General features: G+C 76.3%; 17 protein-coding genes. 7 read left to right on the plus strand and 10 right to left on the minus strand.

The window, feature by feature from the left end:
- Positions 1-405 precede the first annotated feature (405 nt).
- Positions 406-792, plus strand: coding sequence for a cold-shock protein (locus ABD990_RS32575; RefSeq protein WP_345384694.1), 387 nt, complete (start codon positions 406-408; stop codon positions 790-792).
- Between the two features lie 107 nt (positions 793-899).
- Here ABD990_RS32575 and ABD990_RS32580 read toward each other — a convergent pair whose 3' ends face one another.
- From ABD990_RS32580 to ABD990_RS32610, 7 genes are read right to left on the minus strand one after another with little or no spacing between them, the layout of a single operon-like run.
- Positions 900-1,232, minus strand: a complete 333-nt coding sequence (locus ABD990_RS32580; protein WP_345384657.1) for an EthD family reductase — start codon at positions 1,230-1,232, stop codon at positions 900-902.
- A gap of 50 nt (positions 1,233-1,282) precedes the next feature.
- On the minus strand, positions 1,283-2,116 hold the full coding sequence (locus ABD990_RS32585; protein WP_345384658.1) for an endo alpha-1,4 polygalactosaminidase: 834 nt from the start codon (positions 2,114-2,116) through the stop codon (positions 1,283-1,285).
- A complete protein-coding gene (locus ABD990_RS32590; RefSeq protein ID WP_345384659.1) occupies positions 2,113-2,790 on the minus strand; it encodes a spherulation-specific family 4 protein in 678 nt (225 codons plus the stop codon). The genes ABD990_RS32585 and ABD990_RS32590 overlap by 4 nt, the downstream gene beginning before the upstream one ends.
- A complete protein-coding gene (locus tag ABD990_RS32595; protein ID WP_345384660.1) occupies positions 2,787-4,256 on the minus strand; it encodes a hypothetical protein in 1,470 nt (489 codons plus the stop codon). Before ABD990_RS32595 ends, ABD990_RS32590 begins: the two co-directional genes overlap by 4 nt.
- A complete protein-coding gene (pelF, locus tag ABD990_RS32600) occupies positions 4,253-6,250 on the minus strand; it encodes a GT4 family glycosyltransferase PelF (protein WP_345384661.1) in 1,998 nt (665 codons plus the stop codon). Before pelF ends, ABD990_RS32595 begins: the two co-directional genes overlap by 4 nt.
- Positions 6,247-8,292, minus strand: a complete 2,046-nt coding sequence (locus tag ABD990_RS32605) for a hypothetical protein (protein WP_345384662.1) — start codon at positions 8,290-8,292, stop codon at positions 6,247-6,249. Before ABD990_RS32605 ends, pelF begins: the two co-directional genes overlap by 4 nt.
- Positions 8,293-8,296: 4 nt before the next feature.
- A complete protein-coding gene (locus ABD990_RS32610; RefSeq protein WP_345384663.1) occupies positions 8,297-9,226 on the minus strand; it encodes an NAD-dependent epimerase/dehydratase family protein in 930 nt (309 codons plus the stop codon).
- Between the two features lie 456 nt (positions 9,227-9,682).
- Here ABD990_RS32610 and ABD990_RS32615 point away from each other — a divergent pair, with 456 nt between their 5' ends.
- Positions 9,683-10,195: a class I SAM-dependent methyltransferase gene (locus tag ABD990_RS32615; RefSeq protein WP_345384664.1), complete on the plus strand. Its 513-nt coding sequence runs from the start codon at positions 9,683-9,685 to the stop codon at positions 10,193-10,195.
- Positions 10,196-10,235: 40 nt separating this feature from the next.
- On the opposite strand, the gene ABD990_RS32620 is transcribed toward ABD990_RS32615, so the two are convergent.
- The 3 genes from ABD990_RS32620 to ABD990_RS32630 form a co-directional block, all read right to left on the minus strand.
- Positions 10,236-10,733 carry a DUF2771 family protein gene (locus ABD990_RS32620; RefSeq protein ID WP_345384665.1) on the minus strand — a complete coding sequence of 166 codons (498 nt, stop codon included), beginning with the start codon at positions 10,731-10,733 and terminating at the stop codon, positions 10,236-10,238.
- A 10-nt stretch (positions 10,734-10,743) separates the two neighbouring features.
- The gene (locus tag ABD990_RS32625; protein WP_345384666.1) at positions 10,744-12,534 is read right to left on the minus strand and encodes an MFS transporter; all 1,791 of its coding nucleotides are present in this window, start codon (positions 12,532-12,534) and stop codon (positions 10,744-10,746) included.
- Between the two features lie 62 nt (positions 12,535-12,596).
- Positions 12,597-13,403 carry a glutaminyl-peptide cyclotransferase gene (locus ABD990_RS32630; protein ID WP_345384667.1) on the minus strand — a complete coding sequence of 269 codons (807 nt, stop codon included), beginning with the start codon at positions 13,401-13,403 and terminating at the stop codon, positions 12,597-12,599.
- A gap of 70 nt (positions 13,404-13,473) precedes the next feature.
- Here ABD990_RS32630 and ABD990_RS32635 point away from each other — a divergent pair, with 70 nt between their 5' ends.
- The 5 genes from ABD990_RS32635 to ABD990_RS32655 all read left to right on the plus strand — a co-directional run bounded on the left by ABD990_RS32635 (position 13,474) and on the right by ABD990_RS32655 (position 20,628).
- Positions 13,474-14,745, plus strand: coding sequence for a DUF3027 domain-containing protein (locus tag ABD990_RS32635; protein WP_345384668.1), 1,272 nt, complete (start codon positions 13,474-13,476; stop codon positions 14,743-14,745).
- A gap of 62 nt (positions 14,746-14,807) precedes the next feature.
- Positions 14,808-17,660, plus strand: a complete 2,853-nt coding sequence (locus ABD990_RS32640) for a sacsin N-terminal ATP-binding-like domain-containing protein (protein WP_345384669.1) — start codon at positions 14,808-14,810, stop codon at positions 17,658-17,660.
- Between the two features lie 30 nt (positions 17,661-17,690).
- Positions 17,691-19,010 (plus strand): D-inositol-3-phosphate glycosyltransferase, encoded by a 1,320-nt coding sequence (gene mshA / locus ABD990_RS32645; protein WP_345384670.1) that lies wholly within the window; start codon positions 17,691-17,693, stop codon positions 19,008-19,010.
- 41 nt (positions 19,011-19,051) lie between these two features.
- Positions 19,052-19,522, plus strand: coding sequence for a type III secretion system chaperone family protein (locus ABD990_RS32650; RefSeq protein WP_425569713.1), 471 nt, complete (start codon positions 19,052-19,054; stop codon positions 19,520-19,522).
- A 116-nt stretch (positions 19,523-19,638) separates the two neighbouring features.
- Positions 19,639-20,628, plus strand: a complete 990-nt coding sequence (locus ABD990_RS32655) for a DUF4349 domain-containing protein (protein WP_345384672.1) — start codon at positions 19,639-19,641, stop codon at positions 20,626-20,628.
- The last annotated feature ends 38 nt before the right edge of the window (positions 20,629-20,666 follow it).

Here is a 20,666-nt window from a genome sequence, read left to right on the forward strand (position 1 = left end):
CCACCGGGAAGCTGGCCCACTACAAGATCCCGCGCTACGTGCTGGTGGTCGACGAGTTCCCGATGACGGTGACCGGCAAGGTCCGCAAGGTGGAGATGCGGGAGAAGTCGGTGGACCTCCTCGACCTCCACGACGCCGCCGCCGTCCGCAACGCCTGACCCTCGTGACCGCGGATCGTCGCTCCGACGACCATCCGCACTCACAGGGCATGGGTGCGCCGGACGCGGGCGACGAAGGACGGTGCGTAGGCGGGGCGACGCGACTAGGCTGTGAACCAGCGCGTCCCGGTGTCGCTCGGCGAGCCCACCACCCGTGTGCGGCGGACCAGGGAACCCGGGGCGCGTTCGTCGTGCGCGGGGCGTACGGCGGGGATGTGCGGTACCGAACGAGGAACGGGTGAGCAGGGTGCCGACCGGCAGGGTCAAGTGGTACGACGCCGAGAAGGGCTTCGGTTTCCTCTCCCAGGACGGGGGCGAGGACGTCTACGTCCGGAAGGCCTCGTTGCCTGCGGGCGTCGACGCGCTCAAGGCCGGGCAGCGGGTCGAGTTCGGCATGGCCGAGGGCCGGCGCGGACCGCAGGCGCTGTCCGTACGCGTGGTCGAGTCGCAGCACTCGGTGGTCGAGGCCAAGCGCCGCCCGGCCGAGGAGCTGCACGGCCTCATCGAGGACATGATCAAGCTGCTCGACGCGCGGGTGCAGCCGGACCTGCGCCGCGGCCGCTACCCCGACCGCAAGACCTGCAAACTCGCGGCCGAGGTGGTGCGGGCCGTGGCCCGCGACCTGGACGGCTGAGCCGGTCGAGCCCGCGATCCGGTGTGGCTCGCGGTCCCGGTCGAGCCGGCGGCTGCTGTGCGTGGTGAGTGCTGCTCCGGCACCACTCACCACGCACAGCGGAGCTCTCACCCCGGCGTGCCCTCCACCGGCTCGCCGAGCGCGACGGTCAGGGACACCCCGAACCGCTCGATGATGTCGCCCGCGCACTGCCGCATCGCGGCCCACTCCGGCGACTTGGTGCTCTCCTCGTACGCGTCCTTGTCCGGGAAGGACATGATCGCGATCCGGTAGGTGGCGGGCTCACCGCCCTCCAGCCCGTCGGACGTGCGCGTCGTGACGATCGAGGACAGGTGGGGGACGGCGGAGGCGCGCGGCACGTGCGTGGCCGCGTAGTACTCCTCGAAGGCCGCCTCGTCCTGGGGCTGCGGCGCCGACCAGAACGCGTAGAGGGTGTACATGCCCCCTGCCTAACAGATGTTCAGCCCGAGGGGCAGGGGTTCCCGGGCCGTCAGGGGCAGGGTTCGCGGGGTGCGGTGAGGTTGCGGGGCTTGCGGATGGACTCGAAGCCCAGCGCCGTGGTCTCCGCGCAGAAGGCCGAGGTGCCCAGCCCGTACTCCACGTGCAGGACCGGCTTGCCGGCGCGGACGAACGGCTCGAGCTTGGCGCACTCGTCGTACTGGGCACACTGCTCGTTGACCGCGAAGTCGAAGTCCGGCTCCAGCTCGGCGACCTGGTCGAGGTCGTTCTTCAGCCCGATCGTGAGCGACCGCTCGTGCGCCAGACGGGCGACGAGCCGGTTGTAGGTCAGCTGGTCCCCGGGCGTGAGGTCGAAGCCCGAGTCGTTGGTCCAGCCGTCGACGTTGTCGGCCTCGACGCCGTCGAACCCCTTCTCCCGGCACAGGTCGAAGCGGTTCGCGAGGAACGGTTCGAGCAGGTCGGTGCGGCGGACGTCGTACCAGAACTCGCCGGGCCAGTCCGCGAGCTCGTTGCCGCGGACCTCCGCGGGCAGCGCGGCGGAGTCGGCGCGCCAGTCCTCCGAGGCACCGACGTTGACGTAGCAGATCACCGTGCGCCCGCTCGCCTTCAGCTCCTCGACCACCGACTCGGGGGTGTCGAAGAGGTCGACGACGAACGTCTTCGCCGGCACGGAGGTGTCCACACGGCCCTGGAGCTGGTACTGCCAGCGCGTGTCGCCGCCCGCCCCCGACTCGGGGGTCGCCTCCGGGGGCTCCGAGCCGATCGAGCACGCCGCGGACACCGCGATCGACACCGCGACGCCCGCGAGCCTGCGCAACCCCCGCACGAGCGCCGCCCCTTCCCGGCCGGGTCCGGGTGCGTTCACGCGACGACCGCCGGCTCGGCGGTGCACGGCAACCCGTCCCACGGGTTGGGGAGCCTACGGTCGGTGACGTACCCGTGGTGGGCCCCGGCGGCGCGGACCCACGAACGGGTGGCCTCGATCATCCCCGCGGGTGTCCCGTGCACGAGGTGCCACGTCCGGGCCCGGCCGGCGCCCGTCTCCACGGGCCGCCGGGCGCAGTAGGCCTCCCACGACCCCTCGAAGGTGACGACGACGTCCGCGATCTCCAGGTAGCCGGGGTCGGGGCGGACGCCGGGGTTGAGCAGCAGCGGCCCGAGACCGGCGGCGTGCAGGTCGGTCGCGAGGGCGGCGTGGGCGGGCAGGTGCTCGCGCCCGGAGGGGACCTGGTCGGCGAACACGCCGCGGACGCCGTACCGCGTGGCGTACGCGCGGGCCTCGGCGAGGACCTCGCCCGCGGGCCGGGCGCCGTACGCCGTGTCGACGTACCCGGCCACGACCACGCCGGGGACCTCGGCCAGCGCGGCCACGGCCCGCCGGTAGGCCGGGTCCGTGCCGGTGCCGACGCCCGACGCCGGGTTGACCACCACGATGCCGACCGTTCCGGCCCGCGCCGCCTCCGTCAGCGCCGCCCAGTCCGCCGCCTCCCGGTCGGGGTGGAAGTAGGCGGGGACGCCGGCGGTGACCGGGCGGGTCATCGGTGGTGCACCGGCGTGCCCGCGTGCCGCCGGACCAGGACCCCGTGCACCACCAGCAGGACCGTCGCGACGGCCGCCTGCCACAGGATCGCCGTGACGTCCGCGACGTCGTGGTCCGACACGAGCTGGAAGGCGAGCAGCGCCGCGACCGCCCCACCCGTGGTCTTGAGCACAGTCTCGATCCGGCCGAGCAGGTTGAGGACCATCCCGGAGAAGACCGCCGTGCCCAGGATCAGGTAGTCGACGCCGAGGACGACGTACCGGATGTCGTCGAGGTCGAACAGGGCCGCGCTGAGCCCGCCCAGCGCCACGGTGATCGCGGCCAGCGCCGCGGTGAACTGCAGGTGGGCGCGCAGCATGGCCCGGCGCATCCGGCGGGCGAACTCCGCCGTCGTCCGGGACTCGGCGAGCATCCGGGCCGCGCCCGCGCGGTGGTCGTGCAGCAGGGTCTCCGCGACGCCCATGCCCAGCACCAGCGGCAGCGCGGCGAGCGTGACCGACAGCGGCAGCGAGTCGTAGTTGCTGACCACGAGCTCGAACAGCGCCGGGTACAGCACCAGCATCGCGACCATCAGCCCGTACGCCACCTGCAGCACCGCGTTGACGTAGGTCGAGCGCGGCAGCGGCTGCTTCGGGCGCGCGGCGGTGCGGGTGGCGAGCACGGCGAACACCAGCGCCAGCAGCACGGTCGCCGCCAACCAGCCCAGCTCCCAGCCGCGCCCGGGCTCGGCCGGGCCGGCGAGAGGAGCCGCGATCTCGCCGTCGACCGTCCCGATCACCGCCCCGACACCCGCGGGTGCGAGGGCGATCAGCAGCCGCGCCTCGTTGCCGGTCATCAGCAGGGTCGCCGCGGACAGCAGGTAGACCGTCTGCCCGACGAGCAGCGCCACCGTGCCGAGGGTGACCTGCATGGTCATCGTCCAGACCAGCGACCCGAACACGGCGACGACGGCGACCACGGCCGCGGCCGCCGCCCCCGCGGCGATCGCCCGCCGCAGGAAGCGGTGGGCCGCCGGGACGTCCAGCGCGCCCAGGTAGGACCAGGCGACGTAGCTGACGCCGTAGCCGAGCGCCCAGCTCAGCGCGAGGCCACCGATGAGCAGGCCGGACTCGACGTGGTCGCCCGCCGGGAGCAGGGCCAGCGCGACGAGCGCGGGGATCGCGTAGAGCAGCCCGCGGACGTGGAACCAGCGGCTCGCGCCGGGGCCGTGCGGGACCGCCGGGACGGGCGGCGGGTCCGCCTCCGGCGCGGTCCGCGCCCGGCCGGCGGTGGCGATGCCGGCGTACCCGGCGAGGGCGAAGACGTCCCGGGCGCCGAAGCGCTCCCGGGCGACCCGGTCGTTGATCCCGATGCTCTCCAGGGTCACGGCGACCTCGGCCGGGTGCGTCGAGGAGGTCGCGGCGTGGTTCACCTCGGGCGGGACGGCGGCGCGCCGCGGGCCGGGGACGAAGGGGCTGCGGCTCATCCGGCCTCACCGACCCGCACCCGCTCCTCGGACGTGCGGGGTGCCGGGGGCCGCACCGACCCGCGCGGCCTGCCCGCGGGGCGCGGTGCCTGAGTGGGGATCCGCGACCGCGGCGCGACCGGGGCGATCCGCGCGGTCGGCGGGTCGAGCGGCCCCGGGACCCGCGCGAGGCGCGAGGTCGGCGGGTCGACGGGCTCCTGCGGCACGACGGCCTCGAGCCGGGAGGTCGGGACCTCCACGGGTTCGTCCCCGGTGTCCGCAGCCGGGACCGCGGCGATCCGGGACGTCGGGATCTCGACGGGCTCACCGGCCGCGGGGACCGCCTCGAGCCGCGAGGTCGGGACCTCGACGGGTTCGGCCCGGAGCGGGGCCTCGACCGGCTCGGCGCGGAGAGCGGCCGGGGACAGCTGCGCGGCCGGGCGCACCGACACGGCCGGCTCGACGGACCGCACCGACACGGCCGGCTCGACGGACCGCACCGACACGGCCGGCTCGACAGACGGCACCGACACGGCCGGCTCGACGGACCCCACCGGCACGGGCAGCTCCCCGCTCGTCCCGGCGGCGACCGGGAGCGGCCGGCGCTGCACGAGCGAGACGTAGACGGACCGGAAGTGGTCCGCGAACCGCTCGAGGGTGAACAGCTCGAGCGCCCGGCGGCGGCCGCGCGCCGCCAGCTCGCGGCGGAGCCCGTGGTCGCGCAGCAGGCGGATGCAGGCGGCGGCGAAGGCCGGCGCGTCGCCGGCCGGGACGACCAGCCCGCCGTCGCCGACCGCCTCGGCCATCCCGCCGACGTCCGTCGCCACCGTGGCGCGCCCGGACATCGCCGCCTCGATGATCGTGAGCGGCAGCCCCTCGGACTTGCTGGACAGCACCACGAGGTGCCCGCGCCGGAACGCCTCGGACACCGGCGAGACGGGGCCTTCGAAGGTCACCGCGTCGCCGAGACCGAGCTCGTCGACCCGGGCCTCGCACCGCCGCGCGTAGTCCTCGTTGCCGGCCGGGACGCCGCCGAACAGCCGCAGCCGCGCGGTCGGGATCGCCCGCCGGACCTGCGCGAACGCCGTCACCAGCAGCTCGATGTCCTTGAGCGGGTCGATCCGGCCGACGAACGCGATCGTCGGCTCGGCCGGCTCCTCGGTGAGCAGCGGCAGCGCCTCGGGGTCCACGCCGTTGTGCATCGTGCGGACCCGCTCGGGCGCCGCGCCGCCCCGCCGGGCCCAGCGGCCGTTGAAGCCGCTGACGGGCGCGACGAGGTCGGCGTGCCGGTAGCAGAGCTCGGTGAGCCGCAGGAAGAACCGGATCTGCGCGGCCCGGGCGGCCCGGGAGTCGCCGCTGCGCCGGATCGCCAGCATCCGTTCCCGCAGGTAGACGCCGTGCTCGGAGAGCAGCACGGGCGTGCCGTGGGTCCACTTCGCCAGCAGCCCCATCAGTGCGCCCGGCCCGTTGGCCGTCGCGTGCACGAGGTCGGTCTCGAGGACCGGCATGCCCAGCGGGCGCAGGAAGTGCTCCATCAGCTCGGTGACGGCCAGGGCGTCGCCGACCGACAGCGGCTCGGCGTCGTCCCCGCCCCGGTGCCGATCCCAGACGTCGACGAACAGGTCGACGGCCCGCTGCCCGCGCAGCAGCGGGACCAGCGGCGTGTCGGCGGAGAGGGCGTGGAGGGCACGGACGGCGGACTCGAAGGCGACCGCGGAGTGGAGGCCGTCGTCGCCCAGCATCGCCTCGAGCAGCTCCTCGTAGGCGATGGCGAAGCGGGACCCGATCGCGCGCGGCACCCGCCGGGCGCGGGGCGGGGGCGCCCACAGACCGATGCGGCGCACCGCCCGCACGTTCTCCGGCACGGTGAACACGGCGGGCTCGCGCCCGGAGCCGGACAGCGCCACGACCTCGAACGAGACCTCGGGAAGCCCGCGGATCAGCTGCTCGCACCAGCCGCTCACGCCGCCGGACTGGATCGGGTAGGTGCCTTCGGTGACGAGGGAGACCCTCATCGCTGCTCCTCGCTCGTCGTGGGGTCCGCCGTGGGGCCGGTGGTCGGGAGGGTGAGGGTCCGGCCGCCGTCCACCGGGAACCAGCCGGACCGGACCGTGCCGTAGTCGTCGCCGAAGTCGCCGGGCGCACCCTCGAGGCGGGTGCCGGGCGGGGCGGTCAGCGGCACGTCCACGTGGCCGTCCGTCGACACGGTGACCACGCCGTCGACCACGTAGGCGTCGACGCGGCCCTCGCCGACGGCCCGGGCGAACGCCGCCCGTCCGTTCAGCACGTCCCGGGTCGCGGTCATGGTCGGGACCAGCAGCGGCCGGTCCTCGGTGAACAGCGCGCGGTAGGCGCCGAGGACGCGCTCGAGGATCGGGTAGATCGTGCGGTCCTCGGTCAGCTGCGGCTGGTGGACGTAGTGCGGGCGCGGGTCGTTCGCCAGGACGTGCCGCAGCGCGAGGTCGGCCTCGGCCGGCACCACGACGTCCCGGAACCCGGTGACCGGGTCGGCCGGCCTGATGCAGCTGCCGTCGGCCTCGCAGGTCCCGTCGCCGCCGTCGGCGAGCGAGGTGGAGATGAAGTTGTACTGGTCGACGGTCTCGACCTCGGTGGCGGTGTTGAAGTCGAGGTTGATCGGGTGCCGCGGCACCGTGTTCGCCCCGCCGACCATCCGCTGCTCGGGCTCGGACGAGGCGTCGGAGGCGAGGGTGAGGATGCCGGTCTCGTCGAGCGCGTCGGCCAGGTTGGGGTTGTCCTCCGGCATGCGCGGGGGCTTCGCGAGCCCACCGTGCTCGCCGGTGACCAGCTCGGCCTCGTCGATCGGCAGCCCGTGGCGCCGGGCGAAGTCGATGTTGAGCCGGATCTCGTCGGCGATCGTGCGCTCGTTGACGTGCCGGGTCCAGCCGAACAACGGCACCTCGTCGCACTGCCAGGGCGTGACGGAGAAGTCCCGCACGCAGCCGAGGTACAGGTGCGACCAGGTGTGGTTGATCCAGCCGAACTCGCCCTTGCCGGCGACCAGGGCCTCGGTGAGCGGGTCGGCGGCGCCCGGCGCGGCCGCGACGCTGCCGCTGCCGTTGTAGGCCAGGTCCATGCGGAAGTCGTGCCGGCGCTGCCAGTCCACGGCGAACGCGACGTCGTCGGCCGTCATCCGGATGAGCGGCCGTGGGCCGACCTCCGGCGGGCAGTCCGAGCCCGCCGTGCAGTTCGCCTCGGGCACCCAGCGGGCGTTGGGCAGCAGCACGTCGTCGATGTGGACCGCGAACCACGCGCGCTCGAGGCCCAGGTGGATCCCGCGCGTCAGCCACCGGATCATGCCGGGGGCGAGCACCTGGAACTGCGACGAGTCCGAGCCGTAGCCGACCGTCAGCACCAGCTCCTCGCGCCCGCGGTCGCTGCGGACGCCCGCCACGGTGAGCCCGCGCGGCGCACCGGGCGCGTCGACCGTGACCAGCGGCCGGACGCCCGGCAGCGGCCGGGCCGCCTCCGCCCAGCTGTCCGGGTGCGTGCTCGGGTCCTCGAACGGGACGGGCCCGCGGGCGTAGCCGAACTCGGCGCGCAGGGCGTCGGCGCCGATCCGGCCGGTCAGCCCGTCGAGCGCGCCGCGGAACTCGGGCTCGGCGGTACCCGCCGCGGCCCCGCCGGCGGCCAGCGCGGAGATCTGCCGGACGTCGAAGCGGCGCTCGTAGGCGTGCAGCGCGGCGAGCTCCGCCGCCGCGAGCTCCTTCGGGCCCGGGCCGGGCAGCACGACGCCCTGGAACCGGGCGCGCGGGCGGCCGTCGACCCGGTCGGCGAGGAAGGCCGCATCGATCCGCGGGCGGGCGGGGTCGGCGAGGTCGACGACCTGCACCGGCACCCCGGTGGTGTCGAGCGCGTCGTGGAACGCCTCGACCTCCCGCGACCCGTCGGTGACGACGAGCACCTGCAGGTCGATCCGGGCACCGCCGGAGGCGGGCTGGGCCGAGGCCGGGGTGAGACCCGTGACCAGCAGGGCGGCCACGAGCAGCACGACGGAGGCGGCGAGGCCGAGCGGCCGCCGCGTCACTGCGAGGGACACCGGACTACAGGCTCCGCATCCACTCGAGGGTGCGGCGCAGGCCCTCCTCGAGGGCGGTCGGCTCCGGCAGCCCCAGGTCCCGGCGGGCCTCCCGGACGTCGAGGCAGCTGCGCTGGACCTCGCCGGCCCGGGCCGGCGCGAGGACCGGCTCGGCGAGCGCGGGGTCCGCCCCGGCCGCGCGGGCCACGGTGGCGATCAGCTCGCGGATATTCACCTCGCGCCCGGTGCCGACGTTGTAGACCGGCTGCAGCGGGCCCTCGGCCCCCGCCGCGGCCAGGTTGGCCCCCGCGACGTCGCCGACGTAGACGAAGTCGCGGGTCTGCGAGCCGTCGCCGAAGATCGTCGGGCGGCGGCCCTCGAGCACCGCGTCGCAGAAGATCGCGATCACGCCGGCGTCGCCCTTCGGGTCCTGGCGCTCCCCGTAGACGTTGCCGTACCGGAGCGTCACGACGTCCAGACCCTTGGCCCGGCGGAACCAGTCGGCGTAGGTCTCGACGGTGCGCTTGCTGAGCCCGTAGGCCGACAGCGGCTCGGTCGGGGCGGTCTCGGGCGTCGGCACCGGGGCGTCGGGGCCGTAGATCGCGCCGCCGGTCGAGGTGTTGACCACCCGCCGGGCGCCGGCCGCCTGCGCGGCGGAGAAGACGTTGACCGAGCCGACGACGTTGCGCCAGGCGTCCTCGGCCGGGTCGGCCATCGAGGCCCGCACGTCGATCTGCGCGGCGAGGTGGAACACGACCTCGGGCCGGAAGGCGGCGAGGCTCCGGTGCAGCGCGTCGGCGTCCCGGATGTCGATCTCGGCCAGCTCGGCCGCGGCGCCCGGGCCCTTCAGGTTCTCCAGGCGACCCCGGCTGAGGTCGTCGACGACGAGGACCTCGGCGCCCCCCAGCGCAAGGCGCTCCACGATCGACGAGCCGATGAAACCGGCTCCGCCCACCACCACTGCACGCGTACTCGCGGCCACGAATCCCCCCGGGTCGCTCGACTCGACTGTCCGGTATGTGCAGTTTCAACCGGTTCAGCCCTCTGCATCCCCATCGGGCGCTAAGCGCGCTCTGTTACGACTTCGATCAGGAGTGGGGCCGGTCGGACTTCTACTCCTACACCATTCGGTCTAGTGGAGGACTGAGTGGAGTCGGGGCGGAGGGCCGGACGGGCGAGCACGGCCGCGCGTCCGGCGCACGAGCGGGTCAGGCCTGTCGGTTCGCGCGAGAAATCCGCTCCACGCTGCGCGATCGCCGCGGGTGCGGGATCGTCCCCGACCATGACCTCCGGGACCAGGCCGGCCCGTTCCCGCGACCGTGCGGACGGCCGGGCGTTCCTCTGCCGAGCGGTCCGCCGCCCGCACCTCTTCGGATCACCGGCGCCCTCGGGCGCCCCCCTCGGGACACAGGTGGCGAACCTGCTGCCGGACTCGGGGGCACCCACGGTCGTCGAGCTGGGCGCCGGCACCGGCGCCCTCACCTCACGGATCCACCGACGGCTGCCGACCGGATCGCGGCTGCTGGCGATCGAGCTGGACGAGGTGCTCGCCGTGCACCTCGCCGCCCAGCTGCCCGACGTCGACGTGCGGCAGGGCGATGCCGAGCGGCTCCCGGCGCTGCTCGCCGAGGCGGGCATCGCACGCGCTGACGCCGTCGTCACCTCGTTGCCGTGGACGCTGCTGCCCCGGCGCCGGCGCGACGCCCTTCTGGACGCCGTCGCCGCCGCGCTCACCCCCGACGGGATCGCGACGGCCATCGTGACCCGGACCGCCCTGCCCAGCCGCGCGCGCGAGCTGCGCAGCGCGTTCGAGGAGCGGTTCCTCGAGGTCACGACGATGCCGACGGTGTGGCGCAACCTGCCGCCCGCGGCCGTGCTCGTCGCCCGCCGGCCGCGCGCGGCGCAGGTCGCCGACGCCTCGTGACGACTCCGGCGCGAGAGCGCCGGGGGCCGTCGGCCCGGGCTCACTGCTGGGCGACGAGCACCCAGGTCGCGCGGGCCGGGTAGTCCAGCTCGCCCGTGTCGGGGTTGGCGACGGGCGCGGCCCCGAGCAACTGCACCTGGGCCGTGCCCAGCACGTCGCCCGGCTCCGGCAGGGTGAGCGTGTAGCTCGTCTGCGCGTTCGGGGCGAAGACGGGGCTGCGCCCGTCCGTGCGCTGCCCGTCCGCGCCGGTGTAGGAGAAGACCACCGACCAGGGCGCCTCGGAGACCTCGTCCGGCACGGTCACCTCGACGGGGGTGCCGGCCGGGACGGCGAGCCGGGCCTGGGCAGCCTCGTCGTTGCTGCAGTCCTTCATCTTGAGGTCGCAGTACTGCGCGGGCCCGATCGTCTGGGTCGCCTCCCCGGCGGACCAGGTGACCTGCGGTTTCGCGTCGCTCCCGCACCCGGCCAGCACGAGGGCCGCGCTCAGGGCGGCGGCGAGGGGAAGGGTGGCGCGCAGGCTCCGGCGGGTCCGGGACACGCCGTCCAGCCTACGGAGCCCCGGACGCGGCGCCCGACCCCGCCTGCGGCCCCGACGCCGACGCCGCCGTCGACCCCGGCCCGCCGGCGGGCTTGTGCCCCGGCACCGGTTCGCGCAGCCCGAGACCCGGCACCAGCGTGCGGCCGCGCCACACGAGCGCCCCCTGGACGGCGACGACGGCGACCACCGCGGCCACCACGGCGAAGCCCAGCCGGAACCCGGTGTGCGGGAGCAGCACACCCAGCGCGCCGCCGGACACCCAGGCCAGCTGCAGCACGGTCTCGGACCGGCCGAAGGCCGACGCCCGGGACTCCTCGGGCAGGTCGCGCTGGATCACGGCGTCGAGGCAGACCTTGGCCAGTGCGCTGCCCGTGGCAGCGACGAGGCCGACGATCGCCGCGGTGAGGATGCCGGGGAGCACGGCGGCCACCGCGGCGGCGGCGCAGGCGGCCGTCACGCAGCCGAGCACCATCGCCTCGGCCCGCCCGAAGTGGATGCGCGAGCCCACGCCGTTGCCCAGGAACGACCCGGCGCCGGCCGCCGCGCCGACGATGCCGATCAGGTAGAGCTGCTGCGCCGCGTCGCCCTGCGCCTGCTCCTTGACGACGAACGCCACGAACAACGTGAGGAACCCGGTCACGACGCGGGCCGCGCCGTTGCCCCACAGCGCGACGACGACCGAGCGGCCCACCGGGCGGCGACGTGGTCGGCGGGTGCTGCGCAGCCGGGCGGGCACCTCGCCCGCGGTGACCTCCACCCAGCGCGGGATGCGCGTGCACAGCAGCGCGCCCACCACGCCCAGCGCCGCGGTGTAGTAGAGCGCGCCCGGCGAGCCGAACAGGTAGGCGACGCCGCTGGCGATGCCGCCGAACACCGCCCCGGCGATCAGGCCGAACGTGGTGAGCCGGGAGTTGGTGGTGGCCAGCGTGATGCCCTCGGGCAGCACGCGTGGGGTCACCGCCGCCTTGAGCACGGTGAACGACTTGCTGAGCACCATCGCGCCGAGCGCGGCGGGATAGAGGATCCAGTTGTCGTAGTTCAGCGCCATGACCACGGCGAGCACCGCCCGACCGAGCATGGCCGTGCCGAGCGCCGCACGCCGGCCCCGCTGCAGCCGGTCCAGCAGCGGCCCGATCACCGGCGCGACCACCGCGAACGGGGCCACGGTGATCAACAGGTACAGCGCGACGTTGGTCTTGCTCTCCGCCGATGCCGCGGCGAAGAAGAGGGTGTTGGCCAGCGCGACGGCCACGGCGGCGTCGACCGCATAGTCCATCATCGAGGCGTAGGTCAGCGAGGTCAGGCCGGAGCGGTCCGCGCCGTCGGCCGTGGCCGCGCGCCGGAAGGTGTTCACCGCCGCGCCGGTGAGCTGGCGGCTGCGCAGCGCGGCCACCCGGGTGACCGTGAGCTTCTTGGGCATCCGCGGCGGGGCCTGGCCGCCGGTGTCCGAGGGCTCCTCGGCCCGGGGGCCCTCCGGAGGGCCCTCCGCGCGCGGGCCCTGTGCCGGTCCGCCGGCGGGAGGCGTACGGGGGTCCGGTCCGGGCGACCGGTCCTGCTCGATCCACTCGGCGAAGCGGTTCGGCGCCTCCGGGCCGGGCTCGCGGTGATACTGCGAGGGGTCGTAGTCGGGGTCGTCGTGCCAGGGGTAGCGACGGCGGACGGTCGGGACGTACGGCGGGGGTTCCTGCTCCGGGTTCCCGGGCGCCGGCTCCGGCTCGGGCCGCCGGTAGGGCGCGCCGTCGGCGGTGGCCCAACGGCGCGCGCGACCGCCCCACCGACCGGTCCGGTGATCGCGCGCCATGCCCTCATTCTGCCCGGCGGACCGGGGCCGCGCGGCCTCCCGGCGCGGCCGCGCGCGTCACGTCACCCGGGCGGCGGGACGGGCAGCCGGACCCGGAACGCGGCGGGCCAGAGCTTGCCGGTGAGGAGGTACTCGTCACCGCTGAGGTGGGCGATGCCGTTGAGCACGTCCGTGTCCGCCCGGCGGGCCGGGTCGAGCAGCCCGGACGCGTCGACGACGGCGGTCACCGCGCCCGTCGCCGGGTCGATCCGGACGAGCCGGTCCGTGCGCCACACGTTCGCCCAGACCGCGCCGTCGACGCACTCCAGCTCGTTGAGCTGCGGGACGGGCGCGCCGTCGAGGGTGACCGCGACCGAGCCGGTCTCGGCGAACGTGGCGGGGTCGTGGAAACGCAGCCGGTCGGTCCCGTCGGACCGGACGAGGCGGCCCGGCTCGGCGCACAGCCCCCAGCCCTCGCCCGCGAGCGGGACCTGCCGGCGGAGGGTGAAGGTGGCCCGGTCCCACTCCAGGGCCACACCGTCCTGCCAGGTCAGCTGCCAGATCGACGGCCCGACGACGGTGATCCCCTCCCCGAACAGGTCGCCCGGCAGCGGGACCGCGCGACGGACGGCGCCGGTCGCCGCCTCCAGCTCCCGCAGCTGGGACCGGCCCGCGAGGCCGGTGCCCTCGTAGAGGGTGCCGGGGTCGTCGGGGGAGAGCTCCAGGCCCTGGGTGAAAGCCGCCGGGTCGTGCGGCTCCTCGCCCACCACCACGGGGCGAGGGGCGTCCGCCGGACCGGGTGCGGCGGGCGGGGCCGCCGCGGCGCAGGCGCCGGCAGACGTCGTAACGGCGGCCATCGCCGCGACCAGCCCCAGCAGCACCCGACGCATCGCCGGATCCTCCCGCAGGCGCCCGGGACGGCGCACCGACGCGCCGCGCCCGGGTGGCACAATCGACCCGATGAGCGCGATCACCGGGATCGACCCCGAGACCAGCCCGGCGGACGCCCCCGCCGTGCCCGGCCCCCTGGCCGGGGCGGTCGAGCACGCCCGCACCGCCGCCGTCGCGGAGGCCTCGGCGGACATCGGCGAGCGCGCCGGCGCGGCCGCCGTCGGCGAGCACCTCGGATTCGTGGTCGAGGACGAGGTCTCGGTGAGCCACCATTTCGCCGCGGACCTCGCCGGGTACCGCGGCTGGCACTGGTCGGTCACGCTCGCGGCCGTCGGGGACGGGCCGGTCACGGTCAGCGAGGTCGTGCTGCTGCCGGGCGGGGAGGCGCTGGTCGCCCCGGCCTGGGTGCCGTGGCAGGAGCGGATCCGGCCCGGTGACCTCGGTCCCGGAGACCTGCTGCCCACCGAGGCGGACGACTCCCGGCTCGTCCCCGCCTACCTCGAGTCGGACGACCCGGCGGTCGAGGAGGTCGCCGTCGAGATCGGGCTCGGCCGCACCCGCGTCCTCAGCCGCGAGGGCCGGCTCGAGGCCGCCGAGCGCTGGCGGGAGGCCCGCGGCCCGGGCTCGGACCTGGCCCGCGCGGTCACCGACGTGTGCGGGACCTGCGGGTTCCTCACCCCGCTCGCCGGGTCGCTGCGCGCCGGGTTCGGCGTGTGCGCCAACGAGTACTCGCCGGCCGACGGCTCGGTCGTCTCCGTGGAGTTCGGGTGCGGGGCGCACTCGGAGCTGCGCGTCGAGCAGGGCTCGCCGGTGCACGTCGCCGCGCTGGTCTACGACGACGGGGTGGACCTGGAGCGGATCGCCACCGGCCGGCCGGGCGGTACCGCGGAGGACCGGCCCGCCACCGTCGATCACGCGGCCGGTGCGGTCGCGGACGAGGAGGCCGGGGAGCTCGCCGAGGCGCCGTCGACCGAGGCGCCTGCCACGGAGGCCGCGAGCGCCGAGGCCGCGGACACCGGGGTGGTCGTCGAGGTGCCGGCGGCCAACGTCGCCGAGCCGGCCGAGGGGGCGCAGGAGACCGGCGCCTCGCCGGCCGCCGAGGACGCACCCGCCGCGGTCGCCGACATCGCCGACGCACCCACCGCCCCCGCCGCGGTCACCGACACGGACGACGCCGTGGAGGAGGTCGCCGCGCCGGACGAGCCGGTCGAGGCACCCGCCGACGGGGCGGACACCACCGGGCTCACGACCGAGGTGACCGCCGAACCGGGCCCTGCGGAGTCCGGCGCCGACGGAGCGGAGGCCGCGGAACCCCGCGGCGACGAGGGCGTGACCTCCTGACCGAGGCCCCGCCCCACCTCCTGGACACGGACCCCTTCCGCACGGCCGCGCTCCGCGCCGCGTTGCTCGCGGCCTGGGCCGACTCACCCACCCGCTTCCGCGAGGACGCCAACGCCGAGGAGGACCTGGTCCTCGGCGGCTACGCCGAGACCTGGTTCGTCGAGCTCGCCCAGAACGCCGCCGACGCCGCCCGTGCGGCCGGCGTCCCCGGCCGCCTGTGCCTGACCGCGGCCGGCGGCGAGTTGCGCGTCGCCAACACCGGCGCCCCGCTCGACGCGGCGGGCGTGGCCGCGCTCGCCTCGCTGCGCGCCTCCCCCAAGCGGGAAGACCCCGGCTCGGCCGGCCGCTTCGGCGTCGGCTTCGCCGCGGTGCTCCCGGTCTCCGACGCCCCGCGCCTGGTCACCCGGCACCGCACCGGCGTGCGGTTCTCCGCGGCCGACACCGCCGCGGCCGTGCGCGAGCTGCCCGGCCCCGCCGCCGAGCTGACCCGGCGCGGGGGCCACGTGCCCGTGCTGCGCCTGGTCTGGCCCGTCGAGCCGGACGAGCCGGGCCCACCGGAGGGGTACGCGACGGAGGTCCGGCTGCCGGTTCGCCCCGGCCTCGACCCCGCCGACCTGCTCGAACGCGCCCGCGCCGCGGCCCCCGACCTGCTGCTCGCCCTGCCGGACCTGGCCGAGGTCGTCGTCGCGCCGCCGGACGGGGAGCACGCCGTGCTGCGGCGCACCGAGGCCGACGGGATCACCACCGTGGGCGACCGGCACTACCGCGTGGTCCGGACGAGCGTCGCCACCGAACCCGGCGCGGCCGTCGAGGAGCGGCACCGGCGGGAGCGCGGCGTGTGCTGGGCACTGCCGGTCGACGTCCGGGGCGAGCCCGCCCCGTTCGGCCCCGACTCCGGGGAGGTGCTGCACGCGCCGACGGCCGCCGTCGAGCGGCTCGGGCTGCCCGCCCGGCTGATCGCCGACCTGCCCCTCGACCCGGACCGCCGGCGGGTCCGGACCGGCCCGACGGCCGACGCCGTGCTCGCGGCCGCGGCCGCGGCCTATCTCGACCTGGTCCGGGCGGTCGCGCCCGAGTGCCGGCTCGACCTCGTGCCCGCGCCCGGTTTCCCGCTCTCCGAGCTCGACGGCCGGCTGCGCGCCGCCGTCGTCGACGCCCTGGCCGAGGGGACCTGGCTCCCGGCCGCGACACCCGACGTGGAGGAGCTCGTCCCGCGTCGTGCCGAATGGCTCGACGTGCCCGGGGCACCCGGGCTGCCCGTGCTGCTCGCCGCCGCCGATCCCGTCTTCGCCCGGCTCGCCGACGTCGAGCCCCGGCACGCCGCGGCGCTCGGGGAGCTCGGCGTGCACCGGATCGGCGCGGCCGGGCTGGCCGAGCGGCTGCACGGCGTCGAACGCGAACCCGGCTGGTGGCGGGGGCTGTACGCGGCGCTGGAACCCGCCGTCGAAAGCGTGCCGGGGCTGACCGAGGAGCTGCGTGCCCTCCCCGTCCCGCTGCTCGACGGCCGGCTGGTCGCCGGGCCGCCGAGCGTCCTGCTGCCGGGGGCCGACCTCGATCCCGGCACCCGGGCCGTCGCCGAGCTCGCCCTCCCCGGCCTGCACGTCGCCGACCCGGGCGCCGTCCACCCGCTGCTGGAGCGCCTCGGCGCGACCGCCACCGATCCGGGCGCGCTGCTCGACCATCCCGCGCTGCGCGAGGCCGTCGACCGCTCCCTCGACGACTCGGACGCCGGCCTGGACACCGCGCCCCTCGCCGAGGCCGTCCTGGGCCTGCTCGCCGTCACGGCCGCGCCCGGGTTCGGTCCGCTCGCGCTGCCCGACGCCGACGGCCTGCCCTCGCGTGCCGACGAGCTGATGCTCCCGGACGCCGCGGTGCGGCCGCTGTTCGACCCGGAGGCGCCGATCGGCGTCCTCGACCCCGCGTGGGCGGCGCGGATCCCGCGGGAGGCGCTGGTCGCGGCCGGGGTGCTCGACGGGTTCGCCGTCGTCGTCGACGAGGAGCCGAGCGGGCCGGAGCACGACCTGCACGACGAGGACCTGTGGTGGGACGAGGGCGCCGAGCCCAGCCGGGTCGTCGGGATCCGGGACCTCGACCTCGTCGCGGACGACGCCTGGCCCGCCGCCCTCGCCCTGCTCGCCGGTCGCCCGGACACCCGGGCCGTGGTGCTGGTGCCGGGCGGGTACGCGGGCTGGTGGCTCGCCCGTCACGCGCTGCTCGGCGGGCACGGGCCCGGGCACTGGCGGCTGCCCGGGGCCGAGCGGCTCGCGGGTCTCTACGACCCGGTCCCGGTCGGGCTCGACGAGCGCCTGCTCGCCGCCGTCGGCGTCCGGGCGGAGCTGACCGTCGACTCCACCGCCGGGGCCGCGGACCTGCTCGACCGGCTCGCCGACCCCACCCGCACGGTCGACGCGGCCCTCGCGGCCGACGCGCACGCCGCGCTGACCGCCGCCGTCGCCGAGGGGCTCGTGGAGGTCGACGACCTCGACCTCCCCGACCACGTGCGCTCGCTCGCGGGCACGGTCGTGAGCGTCGACGACGCGGTCGTGCTCGACGCCCCGTGGACCGTGGCGGTCCTGCCGGCAGCCGACCTCGTCGTCGGCGGGGAGCCGCACGCGCTCGCCGAGATCCTCGACCTGCCGCTCGCGTCCGACGTCGTGGCGGGCGAGGTCGTCGGCGCCGGCCGGCCGGTGCGGTGGGCGGCCCTGCCCGAGGTGGTCGTGGCCTGCCGCACAGCGGGCCTGCCGGTCCCCGCGGGGGAGCTGTGGGTGCACGACACCCTCGAGGTCGACCTCACCCGGCCGGAGAAGGGCCGCCGCAGCGTTCCCACCTGGATCGATGCGGCCGGACGGGTGCACGCCGCGGACCCCGTGCGGGCCCTGCTGACCCTGTCCGGACGGACCGGCGAGGACGGGTGACCACGTGGGTCACGTGCTAGGAAGAAGCATGTGAGAAACCGAGCCGACACGGACACGCCCCCACCGGTCCGTGGCCGCGTCGCCATCCTCTCGGTCCACACCTCCCCGTTGGAGCAGCCCGGCACGGGCGACGCCGGCGGGATGAACGTCTACATCTCCGAGACCGCCACCCGCATGGCGCGCCGGGGCATCCCGGTCGAGATCTTCACCCGCGCCACCTCGTCGGAGCAGCCACCGGTCGCGGAGCTCGCCCCCGGGGTGCTCGTCCGGCACATCGCCGCCGGTCCCTTCGAGGGGCTCGGCAAGCACGACCTGCCCGGCCAGCTGTGCGCCTTCACCGCCGGCGTGCTGCGGACCGAGGCGCACCACGAGCCCGGCTGGTACGGCGTGGTGCACTCGCACTACTGGCTCTCCGGCCAGGTCGGCTGGCTCGCCCGGGACCGCTGGGGCGTGCCGCTGGTGCACTCCGCGCACACCCTGGCCCGGGTCAAGAACGCCGCGCTCGCGGAGGGCGACCAGCCCGAGCCGATGGTCCGCGTGATCGGCGAGGACCAGGTGGCGGCGGAGGCGGACCGGCTCGTCGCGAACACCGACACCGAGGTGCGCCAGCTCGTCGAGCTGTGCGAGGCCGACCCGCTGCGCACGGTCGCCATCCCGCCGGGCGTCGACCTCGACCGCTTCCGCCCCGCCTCCCGGTGCGAGGCGCGGGCGGCGCTCGGGCTGCGGCACGACGCCGTCGTGCTCGGGTTCGTGGGGCGGATCCAGCCGCTCAAGGCCCCGGATGTGCTGCTCCGCGCGGCCGCCGACATGCTCCGCCGCGATCCCGCGCTCCGGGCCCGGCTGGTCGTGCTGGTCGCCGGCGGACCCTCGGGCAGCGGGCTGACCGAGCCGACCTCGCTGCAGGAGCTGGCCGCGCACCTGGGCATCACGGACGTCGTGCGGTTCCTGCCGCCGCAGGGCGGGGCCGCGCTCGCGCGGGTCTACCGGGCCGCGGACGTGATCGCGGTGCCGAGCCACAACGAGTCGTTCGGGCTGGTGGCGCTGGAGGCGCAGGCCTGCGGTACGCCCGTCGTCGCGGCCGACGTCGGGGGACTGCCCGTCGCCGTCGCCGACGGCCGGTCGGGTCTCCTCGTCCCCGGGCACGGGGCCGGGCAGTGGGCCTCCGCACTGGCGGCCGTCGCGCTCGACCCCGCCCGCCGCGAGCGGCTGGCCGCCGGTGCCGTGACCCACGCCCGGGAGTTCTCCTGGGAGCGCACCACGGACGCCCTGCTCGCCACCTACGCCGACGCCACGCGCGAGCACCGGGCCCGGCTGCGGGACCGGCTGGTCGCGGGCATCATCGAGGCGTGACGCAGGAGAAGATCGACACCGCCGCACTCGACCCAGAACGGATCGACGCGGCGGTCGGGACGGCGCTCGACGAGCTGGAGGTCGGGTACCACCGGCGGGAGGCGGGCCAGTACCTCGTCACCCTGGAGGGCACGAACCGGCTCAACACGCCGACCTGGCTCGTCGTCCGCGAGCAGACGGTGTTCGTGCAGGCCTTCGTCTGTCGTCAGCCCGACGAGAACCACGAGGGCGTCTACCGGTTCATGCTGCAGCGCAACGCCCGGCTCTACGGCGTGCACTACGCGCTCGACCGGGTCGGCGACATCCACCTCGTCGGCCGGATCCCCTTCGTCGCGGTCAGCGCGGACGAGCTCGACCGGGTCCTCGGCCAGGTCCTCGAGGCCGCCGACGGCGACTTCAACACCTTCCTCGAGCTGGGCTTCGCCACCTCGATCCGCCGGGAGTACGCCTGGCGGACGGAGCGGGGGGAGTCGCTGGCCAACCTCAAGGCCTTCGAGCACCTCTTCGAGTGAGCGCCGCCGGCGCGGCCGGGCGTTCCTGAGCGCAGTGTGGAGCCAGAGCGCGTCCCCGATGCAACCGGATCGTCCTGTTCCTCCGTCCTCCTCCCGACGACGGAGGAGGGCGGGAGATGCGCAGGTGGGCGGTCTGGGTGGCGGCGGGCGTCGTGGTGCTCGCGTCGGCATCGGTCGTGACGGGGGTGGCGCTGCGGGAGACCGGTAGCGGGGCGGGTGCGGCGGTCTCGCCCGCGGACCCGGGCGGCGTGGCGCGGCCGGAGATCGCGGTGGCGCCCGACGGCGCGGTCGCGGCACCCGAGGCCGGCGCGCCCCGATCCGTTCCCTCGACCGGTTCCGCCGACTCGGCCGGCTCCGCGTGGTCGGCCCCGCCGACCGGGTCCGCGGAAGGGCCGGCCTCCCCGCTCACCGACGTCGCGCCGGGGCGGGACGTCGTCCGCACCGCCGAGCTGACCGTGCAGGTCGGCGACCCGACGGCCGCTGCGGCGCAGGTCCGCACCGCCGTCGCGGCCGCGGGCGGGTTCGTCGCCGACGAACGGGCCGGGACCGGCTCGGCCGGGTTCACCCTGCGTGTGCCGGCCGAGCGGCTCGACGCCCTCACCGAGCGGCTCGCCGGGCTCGGCACGGTGACCTCCCGCACGAGCCGCGCCGAGGACGTCAGCGCCCCCGTCGCGGACCTCGACGGGCGGGTCGCAGCCCAGCGGGCGAGCGTCGCGCGGGTCCGGGCGCTGCTCGACCGCGCGACGACGATCGGCGAGATCGTGTCGATCGAGTCCGAGCTCGCCGCCCGCGAGGCCGACCTGGAGTCGCTGCAGCGCCGGCTCGCGGTGCTGCAGGACTCCGTCGCGCTGGCGACCGTCGAGGTCGCGCTGCTGCCGGTCCCCGTCGTCGCCGACCCCGGCCCGTCGGGCTTCCTCGGCGGCCTCGCCGTCGGCTGGGAGGGCCTGCGCGCCATCGGCCGGGCCCTGCTCGTCGCGCTCGGGTTCGTGGTCCCGATGCTGCCGGTCGTCGCGGTGCTGGCGGGGCTCCTCCTGCTCGGACGCCGGGTGTACCGGGCCCGCCGCCGGACGCCGCAGCCGCCCGCGGACACCGGCGGGCCGGTGTGAGGGCGGCCGCCACCCCGGCCGCGACGTGTCACCCGGGG

Origin of the sequence: Pseudonocardia yuanmonensis, from assembly GCF_039542425.1 — a bacterium.
In the GTDB taxonomy this organism is placed as follows: Bacteria; Actinomycetota; Actinomycetes; order Mycobacteriales; family Pseudonocardiaceae; genus Pseudonocardia; species Pseudonocardia yuanmonensis.

Excerpts from the sequence above, each read along its gene's own strand:
- ABD990_RS32625 (WP_345384666.1), bottom strand. The coding sequence starts at position 12,534 with ATGGCGCGCGATCACCGGACCGGTCGGTGGGGCGGTCGCGCGCGCCGT.
- ABD990_RS32635 (WP_345384668.1), top strand. The coding sequence starts at position 13,474 with ATGAGCGCGATCACCGGGATCGACCCCGAGACCAGCCCGGCGGACGCC.
- ABD990_RS32630 (WP_345384667.1), bottom strand. The coding sequence starts at position 13,403 with ATGCGTCGGGTGCTGCTGGGGCTGGTCGCGGCGATGGCCGCCGTTACG.
- ABD990_RS32580 (WP_345384657.1), bottom strand. The coding sequence starts at position 1,232 with ATGTACACCCTCTACGCGTTCTGGTCGGCGCCGCAGCCCCAGGACGAG.
- pelF (WP_345384661.1), bottom strand. The coding sequence starts at position 6,250 with ATGAGGGTCTCCCTCGTCACCGAAGGCACCTACCCGATCCAGTCCGGC.
- ABD990_RS32590 (WP_345384659.1), bottom strand. The coding sequence starts at position 2,790 with ATGACCCGCCCGGTCACCGCCGGCGTCCCCGCCTACTTCCACCCCGAC.
- ABD990_RS32595 (WP_345384660.1), bottom strand. The coding sequence starts at position 4,256 with ATGAGCCGCAGCCCCTTCGTCCCCGGCCCGCGGCGCGCCGCCGTCCCG.
- ABD990_RS32655 (WP_345384672.1), top strand. The coding sequence starts at position 19,639 with ATGCGCAGGTGGGCGGTCTGGGTGGCGGCGGGCGTCGTGGTGCTCGCG.